Origin of the sequence: Clostridium sp. AM34-9AC (genome assembly GCF_003480225.1) — a bacterium.
Classification (GTDB): Bacteria; Bacillota; Clostridia; order Lachnospirales; family Lachnospiraceae; genus Acetatifactor; species Acetatifactor acetigignens.
On sequence record NZ_QUIU01000001.1, the window covers coordinates 31269 to 49920 of the forward strand.

Below are 18652 nucleotides of genomic sequence, written 5' to 3' on the forward strand. Positions count from 1 at the left end.
ATAAGAATAAGCAGTGCCGTAAGCAGACATCGGTACCATAGCTTCCCAAGGGACGCATTGCGGTCGTATTGTGACCGCTTATGTACCGCTACGCTCTGCGACAGGAGCGCATCGTACTAAAGTACGAGCGTGCCGCGTTTCTTATACCCTGCCAAGGGCTACGGGATTATTTCACTAACTTTCAATTTAGTACTCTTCCGCAATATCAATCTCTTCCTGCTCGGCAACTGTAGTATCTGCAGAGTACGGGGTTCTGTGGAGGTATGCCAGCCAGTAGCCACATCCTACGATCCCTGCACCACCAACGATGTTGCCAAGGGTAATAGGCAGCAGGGCTTTTACGAGGAAATTGAACCAGGTCAGGCTCTCTGCTGCAATGCCGTAGACCTGCGCTGTCAGAAGACCACATACACCGAAATACATATCTGCGATACTGTGCTCGAAGCCGCATAATACAAATAGCATCACGGGCCAGTAACTGGTCAGAAGCTTGCCGGAGACCCGCTTCGCAGCAAAGGACATCCATACCGCGATGCACACCAGAATATTACACAGGATACCTCTTACGAAAGCCTCACCCACACTTAAATTCGTCCGGGATGCCGCGGCATTAACAATGGCCTGTGCCAGCTGCTCTCCGAAAAGATCCGGTGTCCGTCCCACCACTACCAGTACTGCCACAAAAGCCGCACCGAGGAAGTTGCCGAGGTAAACAAACAGCCAGTTTTTCAGCATCTTCCATACCGTGACTTTCTTCTCCAGCACTGCCAGTATGATCAGATTGTTGCCGGTGAATAGCTCGCTGCCCGCTACCAGTACCATAGCCATACCCGCTGGGAATACCGCAGCGCCTACCAGCTTCGCCACCGATGCGATGCCGATGGTGCTGGATGCCGTAGTCGAAGCAATTCCTGCAAAACCGATGAACATACCGGCAAAAAATCCCAACAGAATCGTCTTAAAGATCGACAGATTTACCTTGTGGATCCCGACTTCTATATAATTTCTTGCAATTTCCAAAGGTGAATGCATAACCAAATTCCTCCTTATCCTTTTTGAACAGTTCCATCTTGCCATATTTCCAAAACTCTTGCAAGCAAATCCGAAAAGAATATTTCCTTCTCTTGATTTTCGCACGTTAATTTGCTATAGTGTTTAAAGGACAAACGGACATCTTCCGACTTTGTCATACTATTTATTTGCAGCAAACAACAGAATCGAGGAAATCTACATGAGTACTCTTACATTTGGTTTTATCGGTCTGGGTCTGATCGGCGGTTCCATCGCCCGGGCGATCCGTCAGAATCTCCCTCAGTCTCAGATCATTGCATACGATATCAATGCAGATACCCTGCGGGAGGCTGCCCAGTGTGGTGTTGCCAACGTGATCACCACAAGGATCGATGCCTCCTTCTCCGACTGCGATTATCTTTTCCTCTGTGCTCCGGTACAGAAAAATGACGAGAACCTCTCAGCTGTAAAAGAAATTCTCTCACCAAAGACCCTGCTCACTGATGTGGGAAGTGTCAAAAGTGAGATTCATACAGAGATCAAAAAAGCCGGTCTGGAAGGACAGTTTATCGGCGGTCATCCCATGGCCGGAAGTGACCGTATAGGCTTTATCAATTCCAAGGCCGTTCTTTTGGAGAATGCCTATTACATTCTCACGCCCACGGATTCCGTTCCGGAAAACAAAGTCACGGATTATAAAAATCTTGTACAGCAGCTGGGTGCCATCCCTATGATTCTGGAGCCGGCACAGCATGATTACGTTACTGCAGCTGTCAGTCATCTCCCCCATATCATTGCCGCATCTCTGGTAAATCTGGTGCGGGACAAGGATTCTGCGGACGGACTGATGAAGATGATCGCTGCCGGAGGTTTCAAGGACATTACCAGAATTGCCTCTTCTTCCGCTACGGTATGGCAGCAGATCTGCCTGACCAATACAGAAAATATCTCGACACTGTTGTCCTCCTACATTGCTTCCCTGCAGGGGATCCAGCAGGAATTAAATGCCAAAAGCGGTGATGACCTGTATGAACTGTTCGACAGTGCCAGAATCTACCGGGATTCCTTCATCAACACTGCCAGCGGCCCGTTAAAATCTTCTTATGCAATCACCATTGACATTGCCGACGAACCCGGTGAGATTGCCGCCGTGGCTACGATTCTTGCCCTGAAAAATATCAGTATCAAAAACATCGGCATCGTCCATAACCGAGAGTACGAAGGCGGCGTTCTGCGCATTGAATTCTATCAGGAAGAAGCCATCGAGAGATCCACAAAGATCCTTTGCGAAAAGGGCTACAGTCTGCACAACAGGAAGTAGAAACCCTGTATCTGGCTCATCGCACTACACAAAAAGAGATCACCTACAAAGTGATCTCTTTTTCCTTATCTTTCCGCTTCTGTTTCCTTCGCCGCACTATTTTCTCCACACAGCCACATACGAGCAGTCCAAACGCACCGCCACAGGTATCCAGCACCACATCCGCAAAACACCCATAGCGTCCTGGGACAAATAACTGATGGAACTCGTCCGCTCCGGCGGAGACAAACACCCAGAGTACGATCAGCAGATACAGTTTCCGGTTCCTCTTCTTCCAGGGTCTCCACACACCGTACAGCAGCACTCCCATGCAGGCATACTCAGAAAAATGAGCCAGTTTACGGATTGGATGTTCAAAATAAGCTGCCATACTGTCGATCACATTCTGTGTCCAGTGTTTCCCGGAAATAGCATTCAGAAGCTCCGCACATTTTTCCGAGATCATAGAACTCAGTGAGCCGGATTTTTCACCGTCCTGACCAGAAAAAGCGAAAATCAACAGATATAACAGTACAAGTAAAATAGCAGCCACAACACTGACTGCTATTTTTTTCTTATTGTTTTTCATCGTCATTAATCGTCTGGTATACGCGGATTCTTGCCGCATCACTCTCCGACATTCCGATGAAGACAGCCCCGTACGTATAAGAATCTCCCTTCATTTCGATCCTGACGATCTGTAAGAACGCATGCAGCACTTCATGCGTCCAAATCCTCAGTTTCGATTCATACACCGCACCGATACTTAACACTTCCTTGCACAAAAAGCCCACTCCGTTGGGAGATACATCTACGATGTCTATGCTGACTTCCTGCATGTCTCCCTGGTCCAGGCGCTTTACCATCAGGGTGGAACTCATTTCTGTACGCTTGCTTCGTCTTCTTTCTTCCATTATTTTCCTCCTTTTAAGTCGGCGATGAACATGGCGTCTCCAAAGCTGAAAAATCTGTATCTTTCACGGATTGCTTCTTCGTAGGCGTGCAGGATATGTTCTCTTCCCGCAAGTGCCGATACCAACATTACCAGTGTGGACTCCGGCAGATGGAAATTCGTGATCAGTGCATCCAGCACCTTGAAACGATATCCGGGATAAATGAATATCTCGGTATTGTCACAGCCGGGCTGTACCATGCCCTGCTCGTCCGCTGCGCTCTCCACGGTACGGCAACTGGTGGTACCCACGCAAATCACACGCCCTCCATTTTTCTTCGTCTCATTGATGGTGTTCGCAGCTTCCTCTGTCACCTGATAGTACTCAGAATGCATATGATGCTCCAGTACGTTCTCTTCCTTTACCGGCCGGAAAGTTCCCAGTCCCACATGCAATGTCACATAAGCGATCTTAATGCCTTTGTCCGCAATCTGCTGCAACAATTCCTGCGTAAAATGCAATCCCGCCGTAGGTGCTGCTGCGGAGCCTTCATATTTGGCATAAACGGTCTGATAACGATTCTTATCCTTCAGCTTATGGGTTATGTAAGGAGGCAGGGGCATCTCTCCCAGCTTGTCCAGCACTTCTTCAAAAATACCCTCATATTCAAAACGTATCAGACGATTACCTTCTTCCACAGTCTCCAGGACTTCTGCCTTTAATAGTCCATCCCCGAAGGTCAGGCGCTGACCGGGCTTGCATTTCCTGCCGGGCTTTACCAGAGTCTCCCAGACATCCGCTTCTTTTCGTTTTAATAGAAGGACTTCCACATGTCCGCCGGTACCTTCCCGTTCTCCCAAAAGTCTCGCTGGAATCACCTTGGTGTTGTTTAACACCAGACAGTCTCCGGGATGCAGATAGTCGATAATATCCCGAAAAATGTGATGAGAGATCTCTCCCGTATTTTTATCCAGTACCAGCAGTCTGGAGGAAGAACGATCCTCAAGCGGGTCCTGTGCGATCAGCTCCTGGGGAAGATCAAAGTAAAAATCGGATTTTTTCAGTTCGGTCGTCTCTGCCATTACAGGCTCGCTCCTTCCACAAATGCTTTATATCCGCGATATGCCTCATATACATCGGCCTTGCTGGTAGCTTCCCAGGGTGCATGCATGTTCAGCACTGCCACACCACTGTCGATGACATTCATGCCATACAGTGCCAGAATATATGCGATGGTTCCACCGCCGCCCAAATCGACCTTACCAAGCTCTGCAGTCTGGAAGTTCACCTCTGCTTTGTCGAAGATATGGCGCAAATGTGCCAGATACTCCGCATTGGCATCGTTAGAACCGGACTTGCCTCTGGCTCCGGTGAATTTGTTGATGACCATACCGCCGCCTAAGTATGCCACGTTCTTTTTATCGAAGCTGGACGCATAGGTAGGATCAAAAGCACTGCTGACATCGGAAGACAGCATACAGCTATGTGCCAGGCATCTTCTCACGTTCAGTTCGCTGTATTCGCCTGCCAGATTCATCACCTCTGCCACGGCATTTTCAAAGAAATGAGACTGCATGCCGGTAGCACCTACGGAGCCGATTTCTTCCTTATCCACCAGGATACAGCACATGGTACGGTCGGTCACATCGCTGTCCAGCATTGCCTGCATGGAAGTGTAAGCACAGACCCTGTCATCCTGACCGTAAGCCAGTGTCATGCTGCGGTCAAAGCCTGCTTCTCTTGCTTTTCCTGCAGGAACGATCTCCAGCTCTGCGGAAACGAAATCCTCTTCATGAATATCGTAGGTCTCTTTCAGAATATCCAGAACACCTGCCTTTACTGCTTCTTTTCCGGCTTCTTTCTCGTCCTTCTTCTTATCTTTCTTATCGATCAGCAGAGGCTTGTTGCCTACGATGATATCCAGAGCTTCACCCTCGATAACCTTTGCTGCCTTTTTCTCCAGCTGCTCCTGTGCCAGATGGATCAACAGATCGGATACGAAGAATACAGGATCATCCTCGTTCTCACCGATATTGATTTCTACACAGGTGCCGTCCTTTTTCACGATGACTCCGTGGATTGCCAGTGGAATGGTCACCCACTGGTACTTCTTCACGCCACCGTAATAATGGGTGTCCAGATAAGCGAATCCACCATCCTCATACAGGGGATTCTGCTTTACATCCAGTCTGGGGCTGTCGATATGGGCTCCGAGGATGTTCATACCATCTGTCATGGGCTTACGTCCGATCTGGAACATGGCGATGGATTTGTTCATCCATACGCTGTATACCTTATCTCCGGTTTTAAGAGCAGCGCCCTCTTTGATCAGACTCTCCAGTTCACGGTAACCGGACTTCTCAATAGTATTGACAATGGTGTCAATGCACTCTCTCTCGGTCTTACCGTTGTCTAAGAAATCACGATACTGTGCGTTTATTTTCTCCAACTCTTTTAACTGTTTGGAAGAATAGGTCTCCCAGGTGTTTTTCTTTTCCATATTTATCCTCATTTCCGCATCCGTCTTCCGGATACTCTTTTACTATAATCATAACAGGAGAGGTTCCTCGCCCTCTCCGTATCAGTGTACTACATTTGCGTCCGCAGTTCAATTCCTGTCTGTCAGATTTTCATCCTGCCCCTTAGGATCCCTGTCGATCTCCGTATAATGTTTTTTTCTGCGCTGGATCTTCTTGATCTCCCGGATGCGTCTACGGTTCTCTCTTGCCAGTTCGCTCTTACTGCTGGCATGATTCACCAGTACCCGGTTCACCGGACGGAAATAACGGTTCAGATAAGCACCGATCAGAATGATATACATGCAGAAATACATCCACAACATAATGATCACAATAATGGTCAGACTTCCGTAAATACTATACCCATTTCCATAGGACACATACATGGAAAATCCCCAGGAAAATATACTCCATACTACCGCAGCAAAGCAGGCTCCCGGAACCTGTTCCGTGAATTTCAGCTTTGTGTCCGGGATATATGTATAAATCAGGCCAAACAAAAGAATCAGCACCGCCCATACGAACAGAAAGCGGAAATTCATCAGGAGACTCACAAACATCTGCAGCTGCGGAATCCTATGTAATGCAATATCCACCAGCTGATTACCAAATACCATGAAAAACAGTGACAAAATCAACACTACAAGCATGATCAACGTATAAAAGCTTGCAATAAAACGGATCACGAAGTAATTACGCTTCTCGTCCACACCATTGACCGCATTTAATCCCCGCATCAGTGCCATGACACCCTTCGCCGCCGACCAGACCATAGCGATCAGAGCCACCGGCAGAATTCCCACAGAACTCTCATACACATCAACGACCAGACTCTCCACCATGGCATCTGCAATATCCGGCGTCACATCCGTCAGCGCCGTGACCAGATTCTGCTCCGTCACCGGGGTATAAGGAATCACCGCACAGACTACCATCAGCATCGGAATCACCGACAAAAACAGGAAAAAGGCTGTACTCGATGCATAAGCGCTGATATTCTGTTTTTTCATCTGGCTGGAAAAATCACGCCAGATGCTGATTATTGTCCTGAGCATATCTCGCATCCTTCATAGAAAAAGTTAAGGATCTGTTCCGCGCCAAGCCCCTGTAGTGCCATATTTTTGGCACCGTTCTGGCTCATTCCCACGCCATGGCCGAATCCACCGCCGATAATGTTATATCCTACCACATTTTTCTTATCATGGCTAGGTTCAATCACAAAAAATGCACTGGGAAGGAGATTCGGCATGGCCACCTCACTACCATCCTGCCTTACCACCTTCGTAACCCCGTCACAAAGTACTGCTCTGATATTATATTCCGAGATCACCTTAAAGGTTCCTTTGTCCGTGACAATGACCATTTCGTCTGCCACACCACCGGGGCCACGTTTTACAACGGAGATATCGTTTACTTTTGAAAAAGCTTTTATATTTTGACTGACATAGTCATCGTCCTTCAGGGTCAATATTAACTTTCCATTGGCTTCATAACGTTTCTTCAGCGTCTCCACTATCCGATCCACATCAATCTCTTTTACCGTATATGTCCAACGGTACCAGCCTTCCTGCGCTTCATAATCTTCCGCATGTGTCTCCGTGATAAAATCCCGGAAAGCCTCTTCTTCCCTCAGATCCTCTGGACCTGCATCTCCGTTTACCTCATTGGTGTCTGCCGCGATTACCCCACCGTCCGTCTGCATCAGGCTCTCCGGATTCAGCCGGCTGCTCTTCAGATAATCAAGTGCCTCCGCCTCCGCTGTCTTCCATACATTTGCCGTAGTTCCCACGCCACAGGAGGTAGAGTAATAATAAGTGTTCGCCACCGTTCCTTCATCTGTCAGGATCATCTGTCCGTAGGTCTCCTTCACCGCCGTGGTAGCACTGTCAGCTTCTGTGATATTATTGTAGACCTGATAGGAAGTGCTGTCGTCCACATGGGCGCCGTACCGGGGATAGCCCGCCCGCAGCATATGTCCGTAGGCATAGGTTCTGGCACAGATAGCCTGTGCTTTCAGGGCTTCCAGCGGGTAGGATGCCGGCATCTCACTTGGCACTACACTGTAGAGATATTCTTCCAGCGGAAGCTCATTTACCACTGCAATTCCGTCTGCGGTCCGCAGCAGCTCTATATGCCCTCTGTAAGAAGGTGTTCCCTGACTTCGATTCACATTGATCAGCCGTACCCGGCCGGTCAGCACTGTCGGTACTATACGGATCCGTTCTCCCACGAAATAATCGCTGTCCGTGTCAATGGTCACCTCGTCTCCCCTGGAAAACAATTCTTCCTGCATTTCCTCACCGGTTCCGTACTGTAGTAGAAAATCACTTTCCGCCGTCAGTGTCACCGTCTGGTGCAAAACATCCGAAAAATCCGAAGTTTTGATCAATACCCGGATTTTGTCCATGTTATCTTCTCTGGCCAGCAGGATACCGCAGATCTCGTCATTTTCACGAATAAAGTCCGCATCCATATAGCCGAATCGCAGATCTTCAGTGGTACACATGGTAAGCTCCCGGTACAGGCGATACCCTTTGTAATCCTCAGCCAACGGGATCCGGCCCCTGCCCTCGATCTCGATACCGCTTTCATCTGCCGACAGCACCCGGCCTGTGAACTTCTCTGTTTTCAGGATAACGGCACTCACGAGGTCATCCGTAAGTTCCACATCTGCCAGCTGTTCCCGCATCTGGTCCGCTGTCGGCAGCCTGCCTGCCTCATTCGCCTCTGTATCCAGATCATAGGTCTCTCTTACTCCGTCACAGAATAAAGTGATCTGCCCAGCTTCCGCCTCCATGATCCAGACGTTTTTCAATTCCCGTACTACTGGAATATGCTGAGGCAGGGCCTCTTCTGTCTCCGGTGCCCCCGGCTCCTCCCGACCGCAGCTATGTAACAAATTTATCAGAAGTAAAAAAAGAAGAAATGCCGTACCTAACACACACAGGTATTTCTTCCACTGTATTCTCTGTTCTCTGGAAAGTTTATAATAATTCTCAAGCAGTCTGTTTTTCTTCAAATCATTTCCCGCCTATTCAGAATCTGTTTTATGACTTTAAAAGAGCAGTCCCAAAGGACTGCTCTCTCTTTTGTATTGTTATCCCCAAAATGCCGCCTCTTACCTTTTGACTCCTAGCAATGCTAGGTGGGTAACCGCAACCAACCTTTTGCCTTCCCTTCCAATCCTCCTTGCGGAGTGAGGGCTTGACAGCCACTTGGCAATATAGGAATCCCGTTTAAAGTAAATGTAGGTTCAAAACTGGTAAGAGTTATCGTACATCTCAGGTTAAGTATATTATAGCGAGTTGAGATCCATTTTACAACTGAAATTTTTACCAATATTATTATCTGCAAAAAGGCTGTCTCCGAAGAGACAGCCTTCCATATTTGCATTTGTCTGTAAAGTAAGATTACAGCTGAGGACCAGCAGCAACAAGAGCCTTACCTGCATCATTTCCTTCGTATTTAGCGAAGTTCTTGATGAATCTCTGAGCCAGATCCTTTGCCTTCTCTTCCCACTGGGAAGGATCAGCGTAGGTATCTCTGGGATCCAGAATACCGGTGTCAACACCAGTTAACTCGGTAGGAACTTCGAAATCGAAGTAAGGGATCTTCTTGGTAGGAGCGGTCTTGATAGCGCCATCCAGAATAGCATCGATGATACCACGGGTATCCTTAATGGAGATACGCTTGCCGGTTCCGTTCCATCCGGTATTTACAAGGTATGCCTTAGCACCGTTCTTCTCCATCTTCTTAACCAGCTCTTCTGCATACTTGGTAGGATGCAGCTCCAGGAATGCCTGACCGAAGCAAGCAGAGAAGGTAGGGGTAGGCTCGGTAATACCACGCTCGGTACCAGCTAACTTAGCTGTGAAACCGGACAGGAAGTAGTACTGGGTCTGCTCCGGAGTCAGAATAGATACAGGAGGCAGTACACCGAATGCATCAGCAGACAGGAAGATTACGTTCTTAGCTGCGGGTGCGGAAGAAATAGGACGTACGATATTCTTAATATGGTTGATAGGATAAGATACACGAGTATTCTCGGTAACGCTCTTATCGTTGAAATCAATCTTGCCGTCAGCATCAACGGTTACGTTCTCAAGCAGAGCATCTCTCTTGATTGCGTTGTAGATGTCGGGCTCGGAATCCTTGTCCAGGTTGATAACCTTAGCGTAGCATCCACCTTCGAAGTTGAATACGCCGTTGTCATCCCAGCCGTGCTCGTCATCACCGATCAGCAGACGCTTAGGATCGGTAGACAGAGTGGTCTTACCGGTTCCGGACAGACCGAAGAAGATTGCGGTGTTCTCACCGTTCATATCGGTGTTTGCGGAGCAGTGCATGGAAGCAATGCCCTTCAGAGGCAGGTAGTAGTTCATCATGGAGAACATACCCTTCTTCATCTCTCCGCCGTACCATGTGTTAACAATAACCTGCTCGCGGCTGGTGATATTAAATGCTACACAAGTCTCGGAGTTCAGACCCAGCTCCTTGTAATTCTCAACCTTAGCCTTGGATGCGTTGTAAACTACGAAATCGGGCTCGAAGTTCTTCAGCTCTTCCTCGGTGGGTTTGATGAACATGTTGGTTACGAAATGAGCCTGCCAAGCTACCTCAACGATGAAACGGATAGCCATGCGGGTGTCCTTATTAGCACCGCAGAATGCATCTACAACGAACAGTCTCTTGTTGGACAGTTCCTTCTTAGCGATATCCTTTACAGCAGCCCATGTTTCCTGAGACATACGATGGTTGTCGTTCTTGTACTCATCGGAAGTCCACCATACAGTGTTCTTGGAGTTTTCATCTTCAACGATGAACTTATCTTTGGGAGAACGTCCTGTATATATACCGGTCATAACATTTACCGCACCGAGTTCGGTCTCCTGACCTTTCTCGTAGCCTTTCAGTTCAGGCTTCATCTCTTCTTTGAATAATTCTTCATAAGAAGGATTGTGAACGATTTCTGTGGTTCCGGTGATGCCGTACTTGCTTAAATTGATCTCTGCCATCTTACATTAACCTCTTTCCTTTAAATTTATGTGTGTCTTTATCTTCTGCCACATTGTCTGTATTATCTCAAACCCCAGTAAAAAAGTCAAGAAACCGCTAAAAATTTTATACTGATTTTATATTCTCTTTACTTTACCCTGGTTTCCTTGGCCAGCCACTCTTTTTCTTCCTCATTCAGATAGGGAGAAATCTTCTCGTATACAGTCTTCTGATACTCGTGCAGATACTTTTTCTGGGTATCGTTCAGATACTTTTCATCAATGGCTTCTCTGTCGATGGGTACCCATGTCAGGGTCTCGAAATGCATGAACTGACCATACTCGTTCTTCACATCATTTTTCGCCACCATAACATTCTCGATGCGGATACCGTGGCTGCCCTGAATATAGATGCCGGGCTCATTGGTGATATCCATACCATCCTCAAACACTGCCTCCACCATACCTCCGGTGAATCTCCAGCGCATGTTCTGGGGACCTTCGTGCACATTCAGAATATAACCTACGCCGTGTCCGGTACCGCACTGGTAATCAATGTCCATATCCCAGATAGGCTGTCTTGCCAGAATGTCCAGATTACGTCCGGTACAGCCGTAGAGCCAGTGGGCATGGGTCAGCTGCATCACTGCCGCTGCTACCATGGTGTAATGCTTTTTGATTTCTTCGGAAATGGGACCTAAAACGATGGTTCTGGTCACATCGGTGGTACCTCCCAGATACTGTCCGCCGGAATCTACCAGAAGCATTCCTTCCGGCTCCAGAGTCGCACAGTTGTCCGGGGTTGCTTCGTAATGCATCATGGCTGCATTGGACTTGTAACCTGCGATGGTCGGGAAGGACAGATCTAAGAATTCCGGGATCTCTCTTCTCTTCTGTTCCAGATAGTCCGCTGCGGTCACCTCAGTGATCTTCTCTTTGCCCACATGGGTCTTCAACCAGTAGATAAATTTCGTTACGGCCACGCTGTCCTTTAAAAAGATCTCCTGCATTCTCGCAAGCTCTACCGGATTCTTAATGGCCTTTAACAGTTCGGTGGGGTTCTTGCCCTCTACTAACTTCTGATTCTTCTGCAATGTCTTGTATAAAGTATAGCTGCAATATCTGTTGTCCACGAGGATCGCATTGCCCGCAGGGAGTGCCTTCAGGAAATCTACGACGGTGTCGTATTCCTTTACCTCGATACGATGAGCTGCTAGGTATTCCGTCACCTGTGCATCCAGTGCTTTCTGCTGGATAAACAGAGTTGCGGACTCTTCTGTAATATAGGCATAGGACATTGCTACCGGATTGCATTCCACATCACAACCGCGGATATTGAAGAGCCACATCAGATCATCCAGTTTGGTCAGAAGCAGTGCATTGGCACCGTCCTTCGCCATCTTTTCTCTGGTCTCTGTCAGTTTTTCCTCTACGCTCTTACCGGCGATTTTCTCATCCAGTACAGTTACTTTTCCGGCAGGAAAATCCGGTCTGTCTGTCCAGATGCTCTCTGCCAGATCCTTCTCATAAGCGATGCGGATCTGCTTCTTTTCCAGTACCTTTTCGTATTTTTTGCCGTCCATGGCAGCGATAACTCTGCCATCAAATCCTAAAGTCTGTCCCTGCTGCATGTTCTGCTCCAGGAATTCCTCGATGGTGGGAACTCCCTCCTGTAACATACGGAACAGTTCTACGGTCGTTCCCTCCAATTCTGCTTCTGCCTGGATGAAATATCTGCCGTCAGTCCACAGTCCCGCGCCGTCTTTCCAGACTACCAGTGTGCCGTTGGAACCGGTAAAATTGCAGAAATATTCTCTTACTTTAAAATAATCGTTTACATATTCGGAATTATGAAAATCCGCTGTGGGCATCATATAGAAATCAATGCCCTCTTCCTGCATCTTCTTCCGAAGAAGTGCAAGTCTGTCCTGAATCACTTTGTTTTCCATGTTATCTCCATTCTATATATCAGTTAATCAATACCCTTCCGTAAGTTCACCCTTGCAGAGTCCTACAGCTCTGGAAGTACCGATTCTTTCACAGCCAAGTCCTAAGAACATTTCCAGATCTTCCATGCTGGATACGCCGCCTGCCGCTTTGATCTTTACGTTAGGGCCAATGTATTTCTTGAACAGTTCCACATCCTCCTTTGTGGCGCCGCCGGTTCCGAAGCCGGTGGAAGTCTTGATAAAGTCCGCTCCGGCATTGGTCACTGCCTTACACATGGCGATCTTCTCTTCCTCGGTCAGATAACAGGTCTCAATGATCACCTTGAGGATATGATGTCCGCACTCTTTCTTCAGTGTACGGATCTCTTCCTCCACCTTGTCAAGCAACCCGTTCTTCACATCGCTGATATTCACTACCATATCGATCTCGTTGCAACCATCCTCCAGTGCCTTACGCACCTCGGCCACCTTGGCTTCCGTCACACTGTATCCTAAGGGGAATCCTACTACGGTACAGATATTGATTTTGTCTCCGTAAGTGTCATGGATTCTCTTGATATAGCAAGGGGGCACACATACGCTGGCGGTATGATACTGAATCGCCTCATCGCATAATTTCTGGATGTCCTCCCAGGTAGCAAAGGCTTTCAACTGGGTATGATCCACTTTTCCAAGCATTTCTTTTGCAGTCATGTTGTTCTCCTTCCGGTATCTATTTTCATATTATTGTTACAGTCTGCTAACCTTACCTATTATAGCAAAGAACCCCCGCAAGATAAAGGATAAAGTTTTTACACAAAAACAATACCGCCCAGAAAGCCGTTGACGTGACTTGGGCGGTATCTCACTAATATTTAATTCTTAACTACATTCCAAGAAAACTCTTCACCGTGTCTTTCATCTTGTCCACGTCACACTGGGTATCGTGCAGCACCGGTGCGGTACGGATTTCTTCGATGGCATTGGGTACTTTCACCTTGGCGATCTTAGACAGTTCATCCACCAGTTCAAAGTCACCCATGGCATCATACTTGATGTCAATGGCATCCATAACGCTTCTGGTGAACTTGAAGGGGCTTGCGGTGGAAGCGATCACGGTGGTCTTGTGATCTCCGGTCTCAACCACATACTTGCCGTACACTGCGGAAGCTACTGCGGTATGGGTATCGATGACATAACCGCATTTTTCATACAGACGGCGGATCTCTGCGGCGGTCTCCGCTTCGCTTGCAAAGTTGCCGTAGAAGTCAGCCAGCTGTGCCTTCATCTCTTCGGTGATCTCGTATTTGCCGTTGCCGGACAGAGCGCTCATCAGCTCACGGTTCTTGTCTGCATCATTGCCTGCAATACGGTAGATCAGACGCTCCAGATTGCTGGAGATCAGAATATCCATGGACGGTGAAGTGGTCAGTACGAATTCTCTGTTGCGGTCATAGGTGCCGGTGCGGAAGAAATCATACAATACCTTATTGTCATTGGAAGCACAGATCAGCTTATCGATGGGCAGTCCCATATTCTTCGCATAAAATGCAGCCAGAATATTACCGAAGTTGCCGGTGGGAACCACAACATTGATCTTCTCACCCTCTGTGATCTTACCATCTTTTAATAATTGTGCATACGCATAAACATAATAACAAATCTGAGGTACCAGACGTCCAATGTTAATGGAGTTCGCAGAGGAAAACTGGAAGCCCTTCTCATCCATTTCTTTTGCCAGTTCCTTGTCGGAGAAAATCTTCTTCACACCGGTCTGGGCATCATCGAAATTACCGTGAATGCCTACCACAAAAGTATTGGCACCCTTCTGGGTCACCATCTGCTTCTCCTGAATCGGGCTGACACCGTTCTTCGGGTAAAATACGATGATCCGGGTACCCTTGACATCGGCAAAGCCTGCCAGAGCTGCCTTACCGGTATCACCGGAAGTAGCAGTCAGGATCACGATCTCATTCTTGATATTATTCTTACGGGCGGAAGTGATCATCAGGTGAGGTAAAATGGAAAGTGCCATATCCTTGAACGCAATGGTAGAACCATGGAACAATTCCAGATAATAAGCATCATCCGCCTGTACCAGAGGAGCGATCTTCTCCGTATCAAACTTGGAATCATAAGCGTTGTTGATACAATTTTTCAGTTCTTCCTCGGTAAAGTCTGTCAGGAATAATTTCATAACTTCATAAGCTACCTGCTGATAACTCATTCCAGCCAGTTCTGAAAGACTCTTGTCCAATGCAGGAATATGATCCGGTACAAACAGTCCTCCGTCATCGGATAATCCCTTCAGAATTGCCTGGGATGCGGTTACCGGTTCGCTGTTGCTGCGTGTGCTGCGATAAATTACTTCCATTTCCTCTCCTCCGTGTCTATGTATGAATGTATGCTGGAATATCTCCCTAGCATCTCCATCTATATTTTCGAAAAGTATAGCATACTTTAAACACTGTTGCAAGGTGAATCATTGAAGCGCTTTTTTATCCGAAAAAAATTCATGTCCGCCATGTCGGAATAATAGCGTCAATTTTTCATCAAACCAGCGCATACTTTCACTGTCGGCATATTTTCTGGCGGCAAAATACAATGCTCCCCTGGAAATGTCCTCGCCCGCCAGAGCCCGTCCGACAGCTTCTACCGTCTCTTCACTGACACTTACTTTGTAATAACTGCCGTCGGCAATGGGAGAAAACTGTGACACCCCGTTTTCCCGCTGGAATACGATCTCCGTAATGCTGTCCGGAAATTTTTCGGAATTCAGACGGTTCAGGATCACATTGGCCACCAACAGCTTCCCATCCTCGTCTTCGCACCCGGCTTCCGCTTCCACGATCCGAAGCAGCACTTCCAGATCCGCCTGTTCCAGCTGGTACTTACTCTCCCGCTGTAATTCACTGCAATCCACTACTCTCTGTCCGGAAGAAGTCCGGGAAGCAATCCCCATCATGATGCTTTCCTTGTCCGCCAGCAGGCTTTCTTCCATATGTACCTCCGACACCGTCTGCTGCAATTTCCTACAGATTTCTTCCATGCGGCAGAGACTTAAAACACCGATCAGAAATATCAGATTTATTACAAGTAGTCCGCTTAATGCTCTTTTATACATACAGGCTTTGTTCCTTTCCCCAATTCTCATTTTGGCTCTAACTTCATTTTATGCAGCTCGTCCGAAAAATATATCTGTTGTTCTCCGGAGAAAAATGTTACTATAGAAATATGAGTGAGCAAAACATTGAAAAAGAACAATTATATAAAGGAGTCTTCCGGGCCGGGAAAAAAGACGGAACTGTCTATTACCGTGCTTCTCTGACCAAAAACGGCAAGCATATCAGTCTGGGCAGTTTCTCCGATGCCTTACAGGCCCATCGGGCCTACGAACAGGGGCTTCTCCTGCTGTCCGATCCTTCCCTGACACTGCAGTCCTACGAGAAGGTGTCCCCTTTGTCCTTCGAAAAATGGGTCAGTCTGATCAATCTGCGGGACAACGGACTATACATCGGCAATCCGATCTATCTGGGGCAGCAGCTCTTCTATTATTATTTGTCCCCCCACCATGTCTTAAAATTCGACATGGAAGACCTGTTCTATTATTCTTCCCATAAGATCATGTGCCGGGGAAATCATTATTTTGTGGCCGACTACGGAATGCAGCAGACACTGACCTCACGCTATGGCATCAAAAGCTACGGAGTTCTCGGCGTGGATTATTGTTTTGTCAACGGAGATCCTACGGACTTCCGCAGGGAAAATCTGCAGATCCACAACATCTATCACGGTGTCCGGAAAACGGCAGCAAAAAACGGACAGTACGTTTATACTGTCCGCATTCATATCCGTGGTAATTATATTGTGGGGCGCTACGCTACTGATATCGAAGCAGCCATTGCCTATAACAAGGCCATCGATATTTTGCATAGCAAAGGAGTCACCAGTAATTTTACCCCCAACTATGTGGAAGCCATCACTCCCCGCCGTTATGCCGAGATCTATTCTACGCTCGACATTGCACCGGGAATCCTGAATTATGAGCCTATTTCTCCGAATAATCAATAAAACTGATATTCATATTGGCATAGCCTGCAATGCCGTCGATGGTGACATCATTGGCATATTGCCACATGGTAAAACGATAAGGATAATCCGGCACGTCTTCCATCTGGGAAAGCCATACGTCATATGCCGATAATTTTGACAGGTCAATTTCTTTGATCAGCCACTCCTTGTCTCCGTAAAGCAGGGGCTTATATCCGGCTGCCTCTATGGTATCCAGGAAAGCCTTGGTGATCTTCGTCTTGTCAGCACGACTGACAGTCTCGATTCTCGTCGTATCATTGTCCACAAAACTCATATCAAAAGCCACCGGATAGGTGATCTTGTAGTCTTTGATATTCTCCAGAACGATATTGGATTCCTCCACCGCCTCTTCTTCCGTGATGGCCTGTGAGGTAAAATACACCCCGATCTGTAATCCAGCATCTGTGGCTCTCTTGATATTGTCTACGAAATAATCATCCAATACGATCTGTCCGCTGCCATAGCCTCTGGCACCTACCCGCAACATCACAAAATCCACTCCGGCTTTTTTCAGTTTCAAAAAATCCACATAATCCTGATATTTGGAAATATCCACCCCGACATAGGAAGTCAGTTTGCCGTCCTGATAATATTTCATCAGGTCGGACTGGCACACCAGTTTGGTGAAATCATATTCGTGCTTGGGAAGGTACGGGCTGATCAGCACCCATTCTTCCTTGCCGTCCCGGTTGGTCACCAGGGTATGTTTTCCATCGGTGGAGGGATCCGCTTCCGCTGTTTCCTTTTTGTTATCCTTTTGGGAAGGCTCCGCAGACGGCAATGGTGTTGCCGTAGTCTCCGGGTACATGTCCCAGAAATCCAGATCCGAAGGAGTCAATGTGCTTCCGGTGATCAGGTCCTGCGTGTCCGGATATTTGTCTGTCTGATTATTTTCTGCCTGTTGTACATTCTCCGTCTGTGCAGCCGTATTGTTCTGTTGGTGGGAAGTGGGCTGTCTGTTCATGATCAGCACCACCGTAAGGATCACTGCCACGAAAATTGTAACAGCAACGATGGCACTGATCACCGTAGGTGTCAGCCCTCCTCCGTGATCTTCATAATCGTCCGGAAGACGCATATCTTTTCTCCTCTTGTACTTTCTTTATGCTTTTACGATACATTTCTTCGGGCATTTCTCCATGCAGGCACCACAGCCCACACATTTCTCCGGATCAATGATTGCATGGAAATTCTCGACCTTCACAGCATCGTGCTGGCAATTCTTTACGCAGATACCGCAGCCCACACAGCCGGTCTTGCAGGCCTTCATGGTAACAGGGCCCTTGTCCGTAGAACTGCAGGCTACCTGTACCGTATTGGAATAAGGCCGTAAGCTGATCAGATGCTTGGGGCAGACCTCCACGCACTTTCCGCAGGCCTTACATTTTTCCTTATCTACTACAGCCACACCGTTCTCTACATGAATGGCATCGAAGGGACAGACCTGTGCACAGGTTCCGAATCCCAGGCAGCCACTGTTGCAGGATTTCGGCCCGCCTCCGGGCACAAAGCTCATCATACGACAGTCCTTGATGCCATAATAATCATAATCCGTTGTGGTCCGCTCGCAGTCACCCTGACAATGCACATAAGCTACCTTGCGCTCGGAAGCCTCTGCTTCTACACCCATGATGGCGGCGATTTTTTTGCCGACTTCCTCTCCGCCTACGGGACAGGTGTTCACCGCAGCCTCTCCCTTTGCAATGGCAGCTGCCAGACCGGAACATCCGGCGAAGCCGCAGCCACCACAGTTATTTCCGGGAAGGGCAGCTAACACCGCCTCTTCCTTCTCATCTACTTCTACTTTGAATTTAATGCCGGCCACGCCAAGGAACAGTCCCACAAAGATGCCGACGATTCCGACACAAGCCGCAGCAATCAGAATTCCTGTTATACTCATCTATGTTACTCCTTC

The 18652-nt window shown here is 47.8% G+C and carries 16 protein-coding genes and 1 other RNA gene; 2 read left to right on the forward strand and 15 right to left on the reverse strand.

Annotation, left to right across the window (positions count from 1 at the left end; translation table 11 throughout):
- Positions 1-186 precede the first annotated feature (186 nt).
- The gene (locus DW835_RS00085) at positions 187-1032 is read right to left on the reverse strand and encodes a formate/nitrite transporter family protein (protein WP_118668342.1); all 846 of its coding nucleotides are present in this window, start codon (positions 1030-1032) and stop codon (positions 187-189) included.
- Positions 1033-1231: 199 nt separating this feature from the next.
- Here DW835_RS00085 and DW835_RS00090 point away from each other — a divergent pair, with 199 nt between their 5' ends.
- Positions 1232-2332, forward strand: a complete 1101-nt coding sequence (locus DW835_RS00090) for a prephenate dehydrogenase (RefSeq protein ID WP_118668341.1) — start codon at positions 1232-1234, stop codon at positions 2330-2332.
- A 43-nt stretch (positions 2333-2375) separates the two neighbouring features.
- On the opposite strand, the gene DW835_RS00095 is transcribed toward DW835_RS00090, so the two are convergent.
- The 12 genes from DW835_RS00095 to DW835_RS00150 all read right to left on the reverse strand — a co-directional run bounded on the left by DW835_RS00095 (position 2376) and on the right by DW835_RS00150 (position 15769).
- The gene (locus DW835_RS00095; RefSeq protein ID WP_182430181.1) at positions 2376-2900 is read right to left on the reverse strand and encodes a VanZ family protein; all 525 of its coding nucleotides are present in this window, start codon (positions 2898-2900) and stop codon (positions 2376-2378) included.
- Positions 2887-3225, reverse strand: coding sequence for a PilZ domain-containing protein (locus tag DW835_RS00100; RefSeq protein ID WP_117464977.1), 339 nt, complete (start codon positions 3223-3225; stop codon positions 2887-2889). The genes DW835_RS00095 and DW835_RS00100 overlap by 14 nt, the downstream gene beginning before the upstream one ends.
- Positions 3225-4268, reverse strand: a complete 1044-nt coding sequence (queA, locus tag DW835_RS00105; protein ID WP_118668357.1) for a tRNA preQ1(34) S-adenosylmethionine ribosyltransferase-isomerase QueA — start codon at positions 4266-4268, stop codon at positions 3225-3227. The genes DW835_RS00100 and queA overlap by 1 nt, the downstream gene beginning before the upstream one ends.
- A gap of 17 nt (positions 4269-4285) precedes the next feature.
- Positions 4286-5704 carry an aminopeptidase gene (locus DW835_RS00110; RefSeq protein WP_117464976.1) on the reverse strand — a complete coding sequence of 473 codons (1419 nt, stop codon included), beginning with the start codon at positions 5702-5704 and terminating at the stop codon, positions 4286-4288.
- A gap of 108 nt (positions 5705-5812) precedes the next feature.
- Positions 5813-6778 carry a YihY/virulence factor BrkB family protein gene (locus DW835_RS00115; RefSeq protein ID WP_022311927.1) on the reverse strand — a complete coding sequence of 322 codons (966 nt, stop codon included), beginning with the start codon at positions 6776-6778 and terminating at the stop codon, positions 5813-5815.
- Positions 6763-8742 carry a SpoIID/LytB domain-containing protein gene (locus DW835_RS00120; protein WP_118668339.1) on the reverse strand — a complete coding sequence of 660 codons (1980 nt, stop codon included), beginning with the start codon at positions 8740-8742 and terminating at the stop codon, positions 6763-6765. The genes DW835_RS00115 and DW835_RS00120 overlap by 16 nt, the downstream gene beginning before the upstream one ends.
- Positions 8743-8819: 77 nt before the next feature.
- Positions 8820-9014: non-coding RNA, 6S RNA (gene ssrS / locus DW835_RS00125), on the reverse strand.
- Positions 9015-9133: 119 nt separating this feature from the next.
- Complete coding sequence (gene pckA / locus DW835_RS00130) at positions 9134-10738, reverse strand: phosphoenolpyruvate carboxykinase (ATP) (RefSeq protein ID WP_022311925.1); 1605 nt, start codon at positions 10736-10738, stop codon at positions 9134-9136.
- Between the two features lie 128 nt (positions 10739-10866).
- Entirely contained in the window at positions 10867-12666 is a 1800-nt protein-coding gene (locus DW835_RS00135) for an aminopeptidase P family protein (protein ID WP_117464973.1), read from the reverse strand.
- A 27-nt stretch (positions 12667-12693) separates the two neighbouring features.
- Complete coding sequence (gene deoC / locus DW835_RS00140; RefSeq protein ID WP_117464972.1) at positions 12694-13359, reverse strand: deoxyribose-phosphate aldolase; 666 nt, start codon at positions 13357-13359, stop codon at positions 12694-12696.
- Between the two features lie 172 nt (positions 13360-13531).
- Positions 13532-15019, reverse strand: coding sequence for a threonine synthase (gene thrC, locus DW835_RS00145; RefSeq protein WP_117464971.1), 1488 nt, complete (start codon positions 15017-15019; stop codon positions 13532-13534).
- Positions 15020-15127: 108 nt separating this feature from the next.
- Positions 15128-15769, reverse strand: a complete 642-nt coding sequence (locus DW835_RS00150) for a cell wall hydrolase (RefSeq protein WP_182430183.1) — start codon at positions 15767-15769, stop codon at positions 15128-15130.
- A 110-nt stretch (positions 15770-15879) separates the two neighbouring features.
- Between DW835_RS00150 and DW835_RS00155 the strand changes: the two genes are divergently transcribed.
- Positions 15880-16716, forward strand: coding sequence for a hypothetical protein (locus DW835_RS00155; RefSeq protein ID WP_118668338.1), 837 nt, complete (start codon positions 15880-15882; stop codon positions 16714-16716).
- Here the strand turns inward: DW835_RS00155 and DW835_RS00160 are convergent.
- Together DW835_RS00160 and DW835_RS00165 are read right to left on the reverse strand one after the other, a co-directional pair.
- Positions 16694-17815, reverse strand: coding sequence for a glycoside hydrolase family 25 protein (locus DW835_RS00160; RefSeq protein ID WP_117464968.1), 1122 nt, complete (start codon positions 17813-17815; stop codon positions 16694-16696). The genes DW835_RS00155 and DW835_RS00160 overlap by 23 nt on opposite strands.
- Before the next feature lie 24 nt (positions 17816-17839).
- Positions 17840-18637 carry an RnfABCDGE type electron transport complex subunit B gene (locus DW835_RS00165; protein ID WP_117568669.1) on the reverse strand — a complete coding sequence of 266 codons (798 nt, stop codon included), beginning with the start codon at positions 18635-18637 and terminating at the stop codon, positions 17840-17842.
- Positions 18638-18652: the final 15 nt, after the last annotated feature.

Bases quoted from the DNA above. Each gene is read 5' to 3' on its own strand.
- DW835_RS00085 (WP_118668342.1), bottom strand. From the start codon at position 1,032: ATGCATTCACCTTTGGAAATTGCAAGAAATTATATAGAAGTCGGGATC.
- DW835_RS00090 (WP_118668341.1), top strand. From the start codon at position 1,232: ATGAGTACTCTTACATTTGGTTTTATCGGTCTGGGTCTGATCGGCGGT.
- DW835_RS00095 (WP_182430181.1), bottom strand. From the start codon at position 2,900: ATGAAAAACAATAAGAAAAAAATAGCAGTCAGTGTTGTGGCTGCTATT.
- DW835_RS00100 (WP_117464977.1), bottom strand. From the start codon at position 3,225: ATGGAAGAAAGAAGACGAAGCAAGCGTACAGAAATGAGTTCCACCCTG.
- DW835_RS00110 (WP_117464976.1), bottom strand. From the start codon at position 5,704: ATGGAAAAGAAAAACACCTGGGAGACCTATTCTTCCAAACAGTTAAAA.
- DW835_RS00115 (WP_022311927.1), bottom strand. From the start codon at position 6,778: ATGCTCAGGACAATAATCAGCATCTGGCGTGATTTTTCCAGCCAGATG.
- pckA (WP_022311925.1), bottom strand. From the start codon at position 10,738: ATGGCAGAGATCAATTTAAGCAAGTACGGCATCACCGGAACCACAGAA.
- DW835_RS00135 (WP_117464973.1), bottom strand. From the start codon at position 12,666: ATGGAAAACAAAGTGATTCAGGACAGACTTGCACTTCTTCGGAAGAAG.
- deoC (WP_117464972.1), bottom strand. From the start codon at position 13,359: ATGACTGCAAAAGAAATGCTTGGAAAAGTGGATCATACCCAGTTGAAA.
- thrC (WP_117464971.1), bottom strand. From the start codon at position 15,019: ATGGAAGTAATTTATCGCAGCACACGCAGCAACAGCGAACCGGTAACC.
- DW835_RS00150 (WP_182430183.1), bottom strand. From the start codon at position 15,769: ATGTATAAAAGAGCATTAAGCGGACTACTTGTAATAAATCTGATATTT.
- DW835_RS00155 (WP_118668338.1), top strand. From the start codon at position 15,880: ATGAGTGAGCAAAACATTGAAAAAGAACAATTATATAAAGGAGTCTTC.
- DW835_RS00160 (WP_117464968.1), bottom strand. From the start codon at position 17,815: ATGCGTCTTCCGGACGATTATGAAGATCACGGAGGAGGGCTGACACCT.
- DW835_RS00165 (WP_117568669.1), bottom strand. From the start codon at position 18,637: ATGAGTATAACAGGAATTCTGATTGCTGCGGCTTGTGTCGGAATCGTC.